Here is a 15,928-nt window from a genome sequence, read left to right on the forward strand (position 1 = left end):
GGAATGGCAATTAAAATTGCACTTGCCGGAAACCCGAACTGCGGTAAAACTACCATGTTTAACGCGCTCACAGGAGCCAACCAGTATGTTGGTAACTGGCCAGGGGTTACTGTAGAGAAAAAAGAGGGTAAATTAAAAAGTAAAAAGACAAAGGAAGAAGTTATCGTAACTGACCTTCCGGGTATCTATTCAATGTCTCCATATACACTGGAAGAGGTTGTCAGCCGTGACTATGTGCTGAAAGAAAATCCGGATGTGATCATTGATCTGGTGGATGCAACCAATATTGAACGTAACCTGTATCTGACAACTCAGCTGATCGAGACAGGTGTTCCGGTTGTTATTGCACTGAACATGGCAGATCTTCTTGCGAAGAGAGGAATCAAGATCGATGTGAAGAGACTTTCAATGTTACTTGACTGTCCGATCATCGAGACATCTGCGCTGAAAGGTGAGGGGCTTGACAAACTGATCGATGAAGCAGTAAAAGTTGCTAAGAAGTCAGAAATCGATCTTCCGAAAGATATCTTCTCAGCAGAGCTGGAAGGTGCTGTAGCAGAAGTTAAGAGCGTTCTTCCGGATTCTGTTTCAGAAGAGAAGAAGAGATGGTACGCTGTTAAATTCCTTGAGAACGACAGCAAGGTAGTAGAGAGCATGAAACTTTCCGGTGTGGCAGCCCAGACGGTAGAAGCACAGAGAAAAGCTCTTGAAAAGAAACATGACGATGATATGGAAAGCATTGTAACAGACGAACGTTACAAATTCATCCAGAAGATAGTTTCAACAACTGTTCAGAAGGGAAAAGAAAAGCTTACAACTTCTGACAAGATCGACCGTATCGTTACGAACCGGTTCCTCGGAATCCCGATCTTTATGCTGGTAATGTGGGCCGTATATTATGTTTCTGTAACAACAGTCGGTACCTTTGTAACAGACTGGACAAATGATGTATTTGTAGTAGCAATTCAGGATGCAGCAACAAGCGCACTTTCAGCGATCGGTGCCGGTGACATGGTTATGGGACTTGTTGTTGATGGTATCATCGGTGGTCTTGGAGCAGTACTTGGTTTCGTACCACAGATGGCAATCCTGTTCCTCTTCCTGTCTATCCTTGAAGACTGCGGATACATGGTTCGTATCGCGTTCGTCATGGACCGTGTGTTCAGACATTTCGGACTTTCAGGAAAGAGCTTTATCCCGCTTCTGATTTCATCAGGCTGCGGTATTCCTGGAATCATGGCTTCTAAGACTATTGAACAGGACAATGACAGACGTCTTACAATTATGACAGCAACCTTTATCCCATGTGGAGCTAAACTTCCGGTTATCGCTCTGATGGGTGGTGTTATTTCCGGTGAAGTAGCAGGATATCAGGAAAGCTCATTTATCGCACCGCTTATGTATTTCATTGGAATTGTAGCAGTACTTGTGGCTGCGATCATCCTGAAGAAGACAAAACCGTTCTCAGGAAAACCTGCACCGTTTGTAATGGAACTTCCACAGTACCATATTCCACAGGCTAAGACAGTTCTCCTTCATGTATGGGAAAGACTGAAAGGCTTCATCATCAAAGCCGGAACAATCCTGTTCCTTGCCTGCGTAGTAATGTGGTTCCTTGGTGGATTCGGATTCGTAGACGGAAGCTTCGGTATGGTAGAAGACAGTGCAGACAGCCTTATGGCAATGATCGGTGGCGTGATCGCACCGCTCTTTGCACCACTTGGATTTGGCGAATGGCAGCCGGTAGCAGCTTCTATCTCTGGATTTACAGCAAAAGAAGCGATTGTTTCAACAATGGGTGTACTTGCTAACGTATCTGGTGATACTGAAGATGCAGTGAACGTAGCAGCTGGTGTTGCATCTTGGTTCCCAAGCTCAATTGCAGCATTTACATTCCTGATGTTCAACCTTCTGGATTCTCCTTGCCTTGCAGCAATTGCTACAATGGCACAGCAGATGCAGTCCAGAAAATGGTTCTGGTTCGCAATTCTCTTCCAGAACATCTTCGCTTACATCGTATGCCTCTGTGTATATCAGATCGGTTCATTCGTAACAGGCGGAGCATTCGGAGTTGGTACAGCAGTAGGATTTATCCTTCTTATCGGAATCCTCTTCATGCTGTTCAGACCAGATCCGTATAAAAACCAGAAAGTTTATTCAAAACGTTCTGTAAACGCATAAGATTTATAAGAACTTTAAGGCGGAAGCCGGATGCAGAAGCCTGTGTCCGGCTTCCAGTGTAAAAGAAAGAACAGGTGAAGGTTTATGATCGCTAATATTGTGATACTCGCACTGATTGCAGGATATTGTATTTTCCTGATCCGTAAAGGATATAAAAACCATAAAGAAGGGAAACCTGTCGGATGCGCGGGCTGTAGCGGAAATTGCAGTTCCTGCAGTGGATGCAGCAGTAAGGCTGCACCGAAGAAGAAAGACTGAAAGATGGGGAGAATATGGGAAATTCATCAGGCTCTATGTTCTATGCTTTCGGTGCGATCCTGATCATTTATCTCGTAGGAGTCAGTATTTATCAATTGGTCTTGTGGATAAAGAAATGGCGTGAACGCCGGAAGGATGAGGAATAACATGGTTGATGTAATTATTATTCTGATCGTGATCGTACTTCTTATTTTTGCATTAAAGGGTACGCTTAAACATTTTAAAGGGGAAAGTCCTTGCTGTGGCGGTGGATCCGGAACGATCGTGACAGATATTGAAGATAAGATGCTGGATAACCCGGCAATCGGTAAAAAGACAGTGAAGATTTCCGGTATGCATTGTGAGCATTGTGTAAAAAGTGTAACGGAAGAAATCAACAAAATCGAAGGTGCATCTGCAAAGGTGAATCTCAAAAAAGAAGAAGCAGTTGTAAGCTATGACAGAGAAATCGATGATGATGATCTGAAAAAAGCTGTCGAGGAAGCAGGATTTAAGGTAGTTGATATCAGAGCCTAACAGGTGACAGCATGGAAAGGGGCTATCATGGACGCGAAAGAAAGAATAATCGAGCAGCTGAAAAGAAGTGGCTGCAGGGTTACGAAGCAGCGGCTCATGCTGATCGATGTTATTTTGGAAGGAAAATGTAATTGCTGCAAGGAAATTTATTATCAGGCGTCTCTGAAGGATCCGAGTATCGGACCGGCGACGGTATACCGTATGGTCAATACGCTGGAGCAGATCGGAGCGATCAGCCGCAAGAATATGTACCGTATTTCAGATAAGGGCTGCAAAATGGAATACATGATCGAGCTGGAGGACGGAACAGTTCTTGATCTTCCGGAGGATAAATGGACGGCAGTGATCAAATCTGGGCTGGATGTCTGTGGATTTTCAGGCGGACAGAATGTAAGAAACATCACACTTAAAGAAGCATAACATTGCAAAAAAACGTTCCGGAACGGAACGGTTCGGATATGGAGGCAGGTACCGTGGTTGTATCTGTCTCTTTTAGATAGCGGAGAATGAGTTCCTTCTATATAAATATGGATATAGGTAACTGTGGAAAGTTGTGTAAAAATTAAGATGAAAATAGTGAATTTGTGGCAGATATGGTGGAAAAAAGTTTGACAAAACTGATTTTGCATAAAAGTGAGAAAATTTATCAGAAGCAAAAAAAGACTGGTAATTTACAGATTCGTGTCATATAATAGGCGTTAATGAAAAAACAGGAGGTACATAGGTATGTTTGATATTACTAAAGTAAATTGGAAAAAGGTTGGAATTTTTGCATCAGGAGTTCTTTTTGGAACAGCCGGAATCAAAGCACTTTCAAGCAAGGATGCTAAGAACGTGTACACAAATTGCACAGCAGCAGTTCTTCGCGCAAAAGACTGTGTTATGAAAACAGCTACAAATATCCAGGAAAATGCAGAGGATATTTATGCTGAAGCTAAGAGCATCAACGAAGAAAGAGCTGCTGAAATGGAAGAATTTTCTGATGCAGATACAGCAGCAGAGGCAGAAGAAGCTGAAAATACAGAGTTTAACGAAGTAACAGAGTAAGAGGCGCACTGAACGTGAAGTTTATAATTAAACATGAGATGAAAGGCCGGATGAGAGTCCGGCTTTCTCAAAAAAGAATGACATATGAACAGGCTGATATATTACAGTATTATCTGCTCTGCAATGAATCAGTCAAACTGGCAAAGGTATATGACAGAACCTGTGATGCAGTCATTAATTATATCGGCGACAGAGAAGATGTAATCCGTCTTCTGCAGGAATTTCACTATCAGACAGTGGAAGTTCCGGCAGACGTACTTGCAACTTCCGGTCGTGAAGTGAATGCGCAGTATCAGGAAAAGCTGTTCAATAAAGTAGTATTTCATTATGCAAGAAAATGGTTCCTTCCGTATCCACTGAATGCATGCTATACATCAGTCATGTCACTGAAGTATATCTGGAAGGGAATCAAATGTCTGTGGGCACGCAAGGTTGAGGTTCCGGTGCTGGATGCGACTGCAATCGGTGTATCCGTTGCGCGTGGGGATTTCAGTACGGCCGGATCCGTTATGTTCCTGCTTGGAATCGGTGAGATTCTGGAAGAGTGGACACATAAGAAATCTGTAGATGACCTGGCAAGAACCATGTCTCTGAATGTAAGTAAGGTATGGCTGAAGACAGAAGACCAGGAAGTTCTGGTTCCTGCATCCAAGATAAAAGCGGGAGACCGGATTGTGATCCGTATGGGAACTGTGATTCCGTTTGACGACGATATCGTGGATGGTGAAGCGATGATCAATCAGGCGTCTCTTACCGGAGAATCAGTGTCTGTCCGCAAGACGGTTGGAAGCTATGCATATGCAGGAACCGTGGTTGAAGAAGGTGAGATCACAGTCGGAGTCAAACAGGTAAGCGGAAACAGCCGCTTCGATAAGATCGTTACGATGATTGAAGAATCTGAGAAGTTAAAATCAGGAGTAGAAAGCAAGGCAGAGCATCTTGCTGACAAACTTGTACCGTATTCACTTGGTGGAACAGCCATTACCTATCTGCTGACGAGAAATGTCACCAAGGCTCTTTCTATCCTGATGGTAGATTTTTCGTGTGCGCTTAAGCTTTCAATGCCGATTTCGGTGCTGTCTGCAATCCGTGAAGCAAATCTTTACAATATTACCGTAAAGGGAGGAAAGTATCTGGAAGCCGTGGCAGAGGCAGATACGATCGTATTTGACAAGACTGGTACACTTACAAAAGCAACACCTACCGTGGTGGATGTGGTTTCCTTTGATGGAAGAACACCGGATGAACTGCTCCGTATTGCAGCGTGTCTGGAAGAACATTTCCCACATTCTATGGCAAAAGCAGTAGTAAATGCAGCAAAAGAGAAAAATCTGGATCATGAGGAAATGCATTCTAAGGTAGAGTATGTGGTTGCACATGGCATTTCTACAACGATTGGTGATAAAAATGTAATTATCGGAAGCTCTCATTTTGTATTTGAAGATGAGAAATGTACAATTCCGGAAGGCAAACAGGAGTTATTTGACGGTCTTCCGGAAGAATATTCACATCTGTATCTTGCAATCGAGAATCAGCTTGCAGGAGTGATCTGTATTGAAGATCCACTGAGAGAAGAGGCGAAGACAGTAGTTGCCGAGCTCAAGAAAACAGGATTTGGAAAGGTTGTTATGATGACAGGTGACAGCGACCGTACAGCTTCGGCAATCGCAAAGCGTGTCGGCGTGGATGAATATTATTCAGAAGTACTGCCGGAAGATAAGGCTGCATTTGTAGAAAAGGAAAAAGCAGCCGGAAGAAAAGTTATTATGATCGGTGATGGTATCAATGATTCGCCGGCACTTTCTGCGGCAGATGTAGGAATTGCGATCAGCAATGGCGCAGAGATTGCGCGTGAGATTGCGGATATTACAGTAGGCGCAGACGATCTTGGACAGATCGTGACCTTAAGACGTCTCAGCAATAGGCTGATGAAGAGGATTCAAAGTAACTACCGCTTTATTGTTGGATTCAATTCCGGTCTGATCGTACTTGGAGTAACCGGTGTGATCCAGCCGACGACATCAGCACTTTTACACAATACTTCAACTCTGGCAATTGGGCTGAAGAGTATGAAGAATCTTCTGTAAGGCAGAACAATTTAATGATAGCTCTAAACGCGGGGTGTGATTCTCTGAATCATGCCCCATTGCTGGATTAAGAGGCAAAATAGCGTTGCTGGTCACAGGTACTGTGAACAGTAACAAAATAGCAGATAGTATCCAAAAGGATAAGATTGACAAATGAAGGGATAATCCATACAATGATAAATAGATTGATAAAAGGGAGGAATAAAAAAGCGTGAAAATTGATCTGTTTTCAATAGGAAAGTTTACGATACATGGATATGGACTGATGATCGCAATCGGTATCCTTTGCTGTGTGGTAATGGCTTCTTATCGGGCAAAAAAGAGTGGCCTGGATCCGGAAGCAATTGTGGATATCGGAATTTACGGTGTGATCGGCGGTTTTGTAGGTGCAAAAATTCTATATGTGATCGTGGAGTTTAAGACGTTTATCAAGGATCCGAAGTCGGTACTCGGTTCAGAAGGATTTGTCGTATATGGTGGAATTATTGCCGGTTTTCTGACAGCGATTGTATATTGCAGAATTAAAAAGCTTTATTTTCTGGAATATTTTGATCTCGCTGTGGCAAGTATTTCGATGGCACAGGGATTTGGAAGAATCGGATGTTTTCTTGCAGGATGCTGCTATGGAAGGGAGACAACCTCCAGATTTGGTGTGGTATTCCCGGAAGGCGGGCTTGCTCCGGCAGGTGTTAAACTGATTCCTACACAGCTTATATCGTCGGCAGGTGATTTCCTGATCATGATCGTGTTACTTCTATATTATAGGAAGAATAAAAAAGACGGTACACCGGGAAGTGTAGGTTTTCTGTATATGCTGCTGTATGGTGTAGGAAGATTCCTTGTTGAGTTTTTAAGAAATGATGACAGAGGGGGAGCCGGAATGTTCTCAACCTCCCAGTGGATCTCCATGGTGATCGTAGCAGGTGGAATTGTATTGTATCTGGTAAATAAAAAAAGGCATAAAAAGAAAAATCTCTAATAAAAATCAGAGATAATTTTACGGTAAGGAAGCTTCAGCGGATACAGATAAGAAACAGGCGAAGAATATTATTCTGAACTTTATAAAATGTGAAATGATTTCTGAAAGTTAAAGAAATCTTATTGACACAGTCGTACGGCTAATAATATACTTAAAACAAGTAATTTCGCCGTACGACATATTTTTTTTGAAAAAACAAGTAATTTTGCCGTACGACATATTTGGGAGAGGGATTATGAAAATTACAGACTCAAAATCATTAGGCCAAGCAATCCGCGAAAGAAGAAAAGAATTAAATTATACACAATCATATGTATCAGACTTCACAGGTCTTTCTGTCACTTTTATTTCTGATTTAGAACGTGGAAAACCTACAGCAGAAATTGAAAAAACAATACGACTGATTAATATTTTGGGATTGGATTTATTCGTAGAGCGACGAGGATAAGAGGATGAGAACATTATTAGTTTATATTGAAATCAAAGGCGAAAATAAATTTGTTGGAGAAATTGTAGGAAACAGTTCAAACGATGCCTGTTTTTCATATGATTCAGCATATTTAAACAATCCTGAGCATCGAGCTATTTCCATTGGTCTACCATTAGAGGAAAAGACATTTGATACAATACGTACTCGAAATTTCTTTGAAGGCTTACTTCCAGAAGGATTTACAAGAAAATGTGTAGCCAAATGGATGCACATGGATGAAAATGATTATTTATCCATTTTAGCAGGTCTTGGTAGAGAATGTCTCGGAGCAATCAAAGTTATAGAAAAGTTAGATCAGGTAATTGATCCAGATTATCGTGAACTGTCTAAAGAGGAAGTTTATTCACTTGCCAGTGAAGGAGCATCAGAATCCGCAGAACTGGTCACAAAATCACATCTGTCTTTAACTGGTGCATCTGGAAAAGTTGGATTGTACTATAACGACTTAGATAAAAAATGGTATTTACCAATAGGAGAAGCGCCGAGTACACATATTGTAAAACAAAGTCATGTTCGATTAAAAAAGATTGTTGCAAATGAGCAACTATGTCTTTTGACGGCAAAGAATTTAGGAATTGAAATTCCGGAAAGCTTTATTGTTACAACAGATAAAAATGATGATGAGGCTGTGCTTTTCGCAACGCAGCGATATGATAGACAATTTACAGCAAGTAATAAAGTGATTAGTTCGATTCTTATTTAAATAGTGGATTATAGGAAAATAAAAAAGCAGAGGCTTCATTCAATAATGAGTGAGGCTTCTTTACTATAAAAAGAAAACCTCTGATAAAATCAGAGGTTTCTTTTTGTAATGCGGAAGATGGGACTTGAACCCACACAAGCGCAATGCTTACAAGATCCTTAGTCTTGCTCGTCTGCCAGTTCCGACACTTCCGCACAAACATTATTTAATTACCGGACTTAGATAAATCCGAATGCGGAAGATGGGACTTGAACCCACACAGGCGCAATGCCTACAAGATCCTTAGTCTTGCTCGTCTGCCAGTTCCGACACTTCCGCATATCACTCAGTGAGCTTTATTTTAACTGCTCGCCGCTGACAAAAGCTATAATACTATATTCCAAACACAAAGTCAACAAAAATTTAAAAGAAATTTTAATTCGCAATATATTACGAAAAATATCGAAAAGATAAATAATTCAATAATTTCACGAATTCACTTTCTTATTATGAGAAAATATAGTAATATAATATATAATTGTATGCGTTAATTGCGTGTTTTATCAATGGATTTGGGGATAATAAGAGCAGAAAATGGTGAAATGGAGGCATTTTATGGAGAAAAATGTAAAAATGAAGGATATAAAAGAACTGGGAGAGCAGCTTGGAGAACTGCAAAGAGTGTGCAGGGAGAAAAAAATCCCGGTGATGATCGCATTTGAGGGTTATGGAGCAGCAGGAAAAGGACTTCAGATTGGTAATCTGATCCAGGCACTCGATCCAAGAGGCTTTAAAGTATATGCGGTAAAAAATGAAACGGAAGAGGAAAGGATGCGTCCGTTTATGTGGCGTTTCTGGACGAAGATCCCGGAAAAGGGAAGAATTGCGATTTTTGATACCAGCTGGTACCGGAGAGTTATGATTGAACGTTTTGAAGGAAAAACACCGGAAAAAGAGCTGGAAAAGGATTTTGAATCGATCCGTGCATTTGAGAAACAGCTGACGGATGATGGAATGGTGATCATCAAACTGTTTTTAAAGATTGACCGGAAAGAACAGAAAAAGCGCTTTGAGAAACTGCTTGCTTCCAAGGATACTGCATGGCGGGTAAGCAAAGGCGATCTGAAGCGGAATCATGATTTTAAAGAGTATAAAGCAATCAATGAAGAGATGCTGCGGAAAACGGATGCAGATTACGCACCGTGGACAGTGATCGATGCTACAAAGAAGAAAGAAGCTAAAGTGGCTGTTTATCAGGCGGTGATCCAGGCAATGGAAGAGGCAGTCGCAAGAAAGGAACTGGAAGAAAAAGGCAGTCTGGAAAAGAAAACGGAAGTGAAAAGGAAAACAGCAGAATCCATTCTGGCAAAAGCGGATCTTTCCAAATCCATGCCAAAAGAGGTTTATGAGGAACGCTTAAAAGAGCTTCAGAAAAAGATGGAACATCTGCATGGAGAGCTTTATCGCAGGAGAATCCCGGTTGTCCTTGGCTTTGAGGGATGGGATGCCGGAGGAAAAGGTGGTGCGATCAAACGCCTGACATCACATATGGATCCGAGAGGATATGTGGTGAATCCGACAGCGTCACCGAGTGATACAGAGAAAGCACATCATTATCTGTGGCGTTTCTGGCGTGCAATGCCGAAAGCCGGTCATATTGCGATATTTGACAGAACCTGGTATGGAAGAGTGATGGTAGAGAGGATTGAAGGATTTTGCACCGAAAAAGAATGGAGGAGAGCTTATGGGGAGATCAACGCCATGGAGCAGGATCTGGTAAATGCAGGAGCAATCGTGCTGAAATTCTGGATGCAGATTGACAAGGATGAGCAGGCGAGAAGGTTTGAGGCCAGACAGGAAAATCCGAAAAAACAGTGGAAGATTACCGATGAAGACTGGAGAAACCGGGAAAAATGGGATCAGTATGAGGTGGCGGTAGAAGAAATGCTGGAAAAGACTTCTATGCCACATGCACCGTGGATCGTAGTGGAAGGAAATGATAAATATTATGCGCGTATTAAAGTTCTGGAATGCGTGACAGAAGCAATCGAGAAACGTCTGAAAGAAGAGAGGAAATAAAAAAATGACGATCAGGGAACAGATGGAAGAAAGAGAAAAGGAATATCTAAGTCCCTGTGCCACATTAAGCATGGCTTCCCGGGGGAGAAAGAGAAATGAGCCACAGTGTGATATCCGACCGGTTTTTCAGAGGGACAGAGACCGGATCCTGCACAGTAAGGCATTCCGGCGCATGAAGCAGAAGACGCAGGTGTTTCTCCTCCCAATCGGAGACCATTACAGGACACGGCTAACGCATACGCTGGAAGTATCGCAGAACGCCCGGACGATCGGAAAGGCACTCAGGCTGAACGAAGATCTGGTGGAGGCAATTGCACTGGGGCATGATCTCGGGCATACTCCGTTTGGACATGCAGGAGAGAGAGCTCTGAACAATGTGTGTCCGTGTGGATTTAAACACAATGAACAAAGTGTCCGTGTAGTAGAGGTGCTGGAGAAACAGGGGGAGGGACTGAACCTGACCTGGGAAGTGATCGATGGAATCCGCAACCACAAAAGTGCGGGAATGCCTGCGACACTGGAAGGGCAGATCGTCAGACTGTCTGATAAGATTGCTTATGTGAACCATGATATTGATGACGCAGTAAGGGCGGGGATCATGAATGAAGAGGAACTGCCAAAAGAGCTGCGAAAAGTTCTGGGCAACAGTAAAAGAGAGCGTCTGAACACACTTACCCATGATGTGATCGTAAACAGCATGGACAAACCGAAGATCTGCATGTCAGAGGAAGTCCGTGAAGCACTGATGGAGCTGCGGGCATATATGTTTACCCATGTTTATGAGAATCCACTTGCAAAGGGCGAAGAGGACAAAGCAATCCGAATGATTGAAGATCTGTATTCTTATTATGAAACGCACCTGGAAAAGATACCGGAGCAGTATCTGAAACAGCTGCAGAAAGGGGAAATGCCGGAGATCGCGGTGTGTGATTACATAGCAGGGATGACGGATAATTTTGCCGTAAAAAAGTTTGAAGAAATTTTTATTCCACAATCTTGGAAATTTTAAAGGAAATAAAAAAGTTTTGTCGAATATATATTATGTAGGGGTTGCGCAAGATGCGCGAACCCTGCCAGGAAGGTGTAGGACATAATGTATTATTCAGATGAGATTATAGAAGAAGTAAGATCAAAAAATGATATCGTAGATGTGATTTCCGGATACGTGAAGCTGAAGAAGCAGGGAAGTTCGTATTTCGGACTTTGTCCGTTTCACAGTGAGAAATCTCCTTCATTTTCTGTGAGCAGGGATAAGCAGATGTATTACTGCTTTGGCTGCGGAGCGGGAGGAAATGTATTTACCTTCATTATGGAGTATGAGAATTATTCTTTTGTAGAAGCACTCAAGTTTCTGGCACAGCGTGCCGGTGTGGAGCTTCCGCAAGAGGAATATTCAAAAGAAGCGAAAGAAAGAGCAGATACGAGAAGTGCGCTGCTTGAGATGAACAAGCTGGCGGCCAAGTATTATTATGCGCAGCTGAAGACGGAGGGCGGAAGGCAGGCAAGAGAATACCTGCAGAACCGTCAGTTAAGCCAGGAGACGATCACTGCATTTGGACTTGGATATTCCAGCAAATACAGTGATGATCTGTTTCGGTACCTGAAGATGAAGGGCTATAGTGAAGAGATGATCATCAAAGCAGGTCTGGTCAATGTCGATGAAAAGCACGGAGTTTACGACAAATTCTGGAACCGTGTCATGTTTCCGATTATGGATGTGAATAATCGTGTGATCGGATTTGGCGGGCGTGTGATGGGCGACGGGAAGCCAAAGTACCTGAACTCACCGGAGACTCTGATTTTTGATAAGAGCCGGAATCTGTACGGACTTCACCGGGCGAGAACATCGAGAAAGCCGTATTTTATTGTATGTGAAGGCTATATGGATGTAATTTCGCTCCATCAGGCGGGATTTACCAATGCAGTTGCATCACTTGGAACTGCACTTACAGCAGGACATGCAGCATTGATCAAACGGTATGTGAATGAAGTCTATCTGACCTATGACAGTGATGAAGCCGGAACTAAAGCGGCACTCCGGGCAGCTCCGATCCTTCGGGAGGCCGGTGTGACGACCCGCGTGATCCGGATGGAACCGTACAAGGATCCGGATGAATTCATCAAGAATCTTGGAGCTGAGGCATTTGAAGAGCGGATCAGGAAAGCAAGGAACAGCTTTATGTTCGGTCTTGAGATGCTGGAAAAAAGTTATGACCTGAATGCACCGGAAGGAAAGACGGAATTCCTCAGAGAGGCGGCTAGAAGGCTGGCACGTTTTGAAGAAGAAATTGAACGTGATAATTACATAGAAGCGGTGGCAAAGACTTATCATGTCGGCTACGAAGAACTTAAGAAGCTGGTTGTCAAGGTAGCAGTCCAGAGCGGAATGGCAGCTCCGGCCACAAAGCCGAGACAGACGATCCGCCAGGAAACGCCAAAAGAGGATGGTCATATCCGGTCACAGAAGATTCTGCTTACCTGGCTGATCGACAGGGAAGAGTTGTTTGATCAGGTAAGCCGTTATGTTACGCCGGAGGATTTTACGGTGGAGCTGTACCGGAAAGTTGCTGAACTTCTGTATGAACAGCATGCAAAAGGAGAACTGAATCCTGCGCAGATTATGAATTATTTTACAGAGGAAGAGGAACACCGCGCGGTGGCAGCACTTTTCAATACGAGAATCAAAGAGCTGACGACTGCGGGAGAGCAGGAAAAAGCGATCAAGGAGACGATTCTCCGGGTAAAGGAGTACAGTATCGAGACTGCAACCCGGAATCTGGATCCGACAGACATTCAGGGGCTGCAAAGGCTTATGAATGCGAAGAAGGCAGTGCAGGACCTTCATAAACTGCATATTTCCATTAATTAGGGATAGAATATAAACAAGCGATGAGAGGAAGGACACTACATGGAAGAGAACGTAGTAAAGTTTCAGGAAAAATTAAAAAATCTGGTTGCTCTTGCGAAGAAAAAGAAGAACATTCTTGAAATCCAGGAAATCAATGATGTATTCCGGGATATGGAGCTGGAACCGACACAGATGGACAAGGTATTTGAGTACCTGGAGGCCAATGGGATCGATGTGCTTCAGATGAATGATGACTCCAGCGTGGATGATGATGATCTGGAGATCATGCTTTCGGATGAAGACGAAGTGGATATGGAGAAGATCGACCTGTCTGTTCCGGACGGAATCAGCATCGAAGATCCGGTCCGTATGTATCTGAAGGAGATCGGTAAGGTTCCGCTTCTTTCGGCAGAAGAAGAGATCGAGCTGGCAAAGAGAATGGCAGATGGTGATGAAGAAGCGAAAAAGCGCCTTGCAGAAGCTAATCTGCGACTGGTAGTCAGCATTGCAAAGCGTTACGTGGGACGTGGTATGCTGTTTCTGGATCTTATACAGGAAGGAAACCTTGGACTTATCAAGGCGGTAGAGAAGTTTGATTATCAGAAGGGATTTAAGTTCAGTACCTATGCAACATGGTGGATCCGTCAGGCGATCACACGTGCGATTGCTGACCAGGCGAGAACCATCCGTATACCGGTTCATATGGTAGAGACGATCAACAAACTGATCCGTGTATCCAGACAGTTACTGCAGGAGCTTGGACGTGAACCTACGCCGGAAGAGATCGCGGCAGAGCTGGACATGCCGGTAGACCGTGTGCGTGAAATCCTGAAGATTTCCCAGGAACCGGTTTCTCTTGAGACTCCGATCGGTGAGGAAGAGGACAGCCATCTGGGCGACTTTATCCAGGATGACAATGTACCTGTTCCGGCAGAAGCAGCAGCGCAGACACTCCTGAAAGAACAGCTGGATGAAGTATTAAGTACACTGACAGAGAGAGAGCAGAAAGTTCTCCGCCTGCGTTTTGGTATGAGTGACGGAAGAGCACGTACACTGGAAGAGGTCGGAAAAGAGTTCGATGTCACCCGTGAGCGTATCCGTCAGATCGAAGCAAAAGCACTCCGCAAGCTTCGTCATCCGAGCCGCAGCAGAAAATTAAGAGATTATTTGGATTAAGAAGATGGCTGAATTATCAAAAAGATTACAGGCAGTGGCGAATCTTGTCACACCGGGAATGTGTCTTGTGGATGTGGGAACAGACCACGCTTACATCCCAATCTATCTGACACAGAACGGGCTGGTTCCATCCGCGATTGCCATGGATATTAACAAAGGACCATTAGAGAGAGCGGATGCACATATCCTTGAACATGGACTGGATGGGAAGATCGTTACCCGTCTTTCCGATGGCCTGGTGAATTTGAAAATGAAAGAAGCTGACACAATGATCGCCGCCGGAATGGGCGGCGGTCTTGTCATACACATTCTGAATGAGGATCTGGCAAAAACCAGAAGCTTAAAGGAACTGATCCTGCAGCCGCAGTCAGAGCTTGCAAAAGTCCGCCGTTATCTGGAGGAATATAGATTTCGTATCGTTGCAGAGGACATGGTGGAAGAGGATGGAAAATACTATCCAATGATGAAGGTGATCCCGGCAGAACAGAAAGGTCTTTATGCGGAAGGTGTTCCGGCAACAGAAGAAGAGCTTGAATATGGGAAATATTTATTAGAGAAGGCTCACCCGGTGATGGGAGCATATCTGAAAAAGGAACTGTCTGTGAATCAGGGTGTGTATGAAAAGCTTCGGGTGCAGGAGAGCGAACGCACGAAGGAGAGAAGTGCAGAGGTTCTGCATATGATAAAGAGAGCAGAAGACCTGCTTGACCGGTATTTTTAGGAGGAAAATGATGATTTGCAGAGAGATTATAAAAGAAATAGAAGCACGTTATCCAAAGCACTATGCGATGGAGTGGGATAATGTAGGACTGCAGGTCGGAAGAAGCGATAAAGAAGTAAAGAGGATCTATCTTGCACTGGATGCGACGGATGAAGTGATCGAAGAAGCAGCAGACTGGGGCGCAGATATGCTGATCACACATCATCCGATGATCTTTAAGGCAATGAAAAAGATCAATGACGAGGATTTTATTGGCAGAAGAGTACTGAAGCTGATTCGGGATGACATTTCTTACTATGCGATGCATACCAATTATGATGTGATGGGAATGGCAGAGCTTGCGGGGGAGGTACTTGAACTGAGTGAACCGGAGGTCCTGGAAGTGACGGGAAGCATGCATTCAGAATCCGGCGAAGTTCCGGTTGGAATCGGAAGAGTTGCTGATCTGGCACAGCCGATGGATTTAAAATCCTGTGCGGAAATGGTAAAAAAAGCATTTGATCTTCCGAATGTGAAGATTTTTGGAGAGCCGGATATGCAGGTACATCGCCTTGGTGTTTTTCCGGGCTCCGGGAAGAGCGCAATTTCCGTATCTTTGGAAAAAGGTGTGGATGTACTGGTGACAGGTGATATTGATCACCATGAGGGGATTGATGCGGTTGCGCAAAAAATGGCAGTAATTGATGCCGGACACTATGGCGTGGAGCATATCTTTATTGCAGATATGGAACATTTTTGCCGGGAGAAATTTCCAGAGGCAGAGATCCGGACAGCAAAGATCCGGCAGCCATTCTGGGTTTTGACGTAAGGTGTTTGGGAGCGGGGAGAAAAACAGACAGATTTGTCAAAGTGCCGTAAGGCAGA

16 protein-coding genes and 2 tRNA genes are annotated in these 15,928 nt (G+C 43.7%); 16 read left to right on the forward strand and 2 right to left on the reverse strand.

From position 1 onward, the window contains the following. The first annotated feature begins 3 nt into the window (after positions 1–3). The 10 genes from feoB (at position 4) to ACYQ5K_RS05655 (ending at position 8,261) form a co-directional block, all read left to right on the forward strand. Positions 4–2,181, forward strand: a complete 2,178-nt coding sequence (gene feoB / locus ACYQ5K_RS05610; protein WP_459777332.1) for a ferrous iron transport protein B — start codon at positions 4–6, stop codon at positions 2,179–2,181. An 84-nt stretch (positions 2,182–2,265) separates the two neighbouring features. After that, positions 2,266–2,439, forward strand: coding sequence for a FeoB-associated Cys-rich membrane protein (locus ACYQ5K_RS05615; protein ID WP_173687695.1), 174 nt, complete (start codon positions 2,266–2,268; stop codon positions 2,437–2,439). A gap of 14 nt (positions 2,440–2,453) precedes the next feature. Continuing rightward, a complete protein-coding gene (locus ACYQ5K_RS05620; protein ID WP_270203598.1) occupies positions 2,454–2,585 on the forward strand; it encodes a hypothetical protein in 132 nt (43 codons plus the stop codon). Between the two features lies 1 nt (position 2,586). Beyond that, the gene (locus ACYQ5K_RS05625; RefSeq protein ID WP_195230889.1) at positions 2,587–2,955 is read left to right on the forward strand and encodes a heavy-metal-associated domain-containing protein; all 369 of its coding nucleotides are present in this window, start codon (positions 2,587–2,589) and stop codon (positions 2,953–2,955) included. Positions 2,956–2,982: 27 nt separating this feature from the next. After that, entirely contained in the window at positions 2,983–3,375 is a 393-nt protein-coding gene (locus ACYQ5K_RS05630; RefSeq protein ID WP_459777333.1) for a Fur family transcriptional regulator, read from the forward strand. Between the two features lie 306 nt (positions 3,376–3,681). Next, entirely contained in the window at positions 3,682–4,002 is a 321-nt protein-coding gene (locus ACYQ5K_RS05635; RefSeq protein ID WP_173687698.1) for a DUF6110 family protein, read from the forward strand. 14 nt (positions 4,003–4,016) lie between these two features. Next, the gene (locus ACYQ5K_RS05640; RefSeq protein ID WP_459777334.1) at positions 4,017–6,089 is read left to right on the forward strand and encodes a heavy metal translocating P-type ATPase; all 2,073 of its coding nucleotides are present in this window, start codon (positions 4,017–4,019) and stop codon (positions 6,087–6,089) included. A 211-nt stretch (positions 6,090–6,300) separates the two neighbouring features. Beyond that, positions 6,301–7,068 (forward strand): prolipoprotein diacylglyceryl transferase, encoded by a 768-nt coding sequence (locus ACYQ5K_RS05645; protein ID WP_459777335.1) that lies wholly within the window; start codon positions 6,301–6,303, stop codon positions 7,066–7,068. Positions 7,069–7,303: 235 nt separating this feature from the next. Then, the gene (locus ACYQ5K_RS05650) at positions 7,304–7,516 is read left to right on the forward strand and encodes a helix-turn-helix domain-containing protein (RefSeq protein WP_173687701.1); all 213 of its coding nucleotides are present in this window, start codon (positions 7,304–7,306) and stop codon (positions 7,514–7,516) included. A 4-nt stretch (positions 7,517–7,520) separates the two neighbouring features. After that, positions 7,521–8,261 carry a HipA N-terminal domain-containing protein gene (locus ACYQ5K_RS05655; protein WP_195230895.1) on the forward strand — a complete coding sequence of 247 codons (741 nt, stop codon included), beginning with the start codon at positions 7,521–7,523 and terminating at the stop codon, positions 8,259–8,261. A gap of 109 nt (positions 8,262–8,370) precedes the next feature. Here the strand turns inward: ACYQ5K_RS05655 and ACYQ5K_RS05660 are convergent. Beyond that, a tRNA-Leu gene (locus tag ACYQ5K_RS05660) sits at positions 8,371–8,455 on the reverse strand. Between the two features lie 39 nt (positions 8,456–8,494). Continuing rightward, a tRNA-Leu gene (locus tag ACYQ5K_RS05665) sits at positions 8,495–8,579 on the reverse strand. A 276-nt stretch (positions 8,580–8,855) separates the two neighbouring features. Between ACYQ5K_RS05665 and pap the strand changes: the two genes are divergently transcribed. The 6 genes from pap (at position 8,856) to ACYQ5K_RS05695 (ending at position 15,872) form a co-directional block, all read left to right on the forward strand. Beyond that, positions 8,856–10,319, forward strand: coding sequence for a polyphosphate:AMP phosphotransferase (gene pap, locus ACYQ5K_RS05670; protein WP_178025674.1), 1,464 nt, complete (start codon positions 8,856–8,858; stop codon positions 10,317–10,319). Positions 10,320–10,323: 4 nt separating this feature from the next. Continuing rightward, positions 10,324–11,328, forward strand: a complete 1,005-nt coding sequence (locus ACYQ5K_RS05675) for a deoxyguanosinetriphosphate triphosphohydrolase (protein WP_178025673.1) — start codon at positions 10,324–10,326, stop codon at positions 11,326–11,328. Positions 11,329–11,412: 84 nt separating this feature from the next. Continuing rightward, positions 11,413–13,188, forward strand: coding sequence for a DNA primase (gene dnaG, locus ACYQ5K_RS05680; protein ID WP_117823091.1), 1,776 nt, complete (start codon positions 11,413–11,415; stop codon positions 13,186–13,188). A gap of 39 nt (positions 13,189–13,227) precedes the next feature. Further along, entirely contained in the window at positions 13,228–14,343 is a 1,116-nt protein-coding gene (gene rpoD, locus ACYQ5K_RS05685; protein ID WP_173687705.1) for an RNA polymerase sigma factor RpoD, read from the forward strand. A gap of 4 nt (positions 14,344–14,347) precedes the next feature. Next, positions 14,348–15,064 (forward strand): tRNA (adenine(22)-N(1))-methyltransferase, encoded by a 717-nt coding sequence (locus ACYQ5K_RS05690; protein ID WP_178025672.1) that lies wholly within the window; start codon positions 14,348–14,350, stop codon positions 15,062–15,064. A 10-nt stretch (positions 15,065–15,074) separates the two neighbouring features. After that, positions 15,075–15,872 carry a Nif3-like dinuclear metal center hexameric protein gene (locus ACYQ5K_RS05695; RefSeq protein WP_173687799.1) on the forward strand — a complete coding sequence of 266 codons (798 nt, stop codon included), beginning with the start codon at positions 15,075–15,077 and terminating at the stop codon, positions 15,870–15,872. The last annotated feature ends 56 nt before the right edge of the window (positions 15,873–15,928 follow it).

The organism is Allocoprococcus similis (assembly GCF_054660775.1).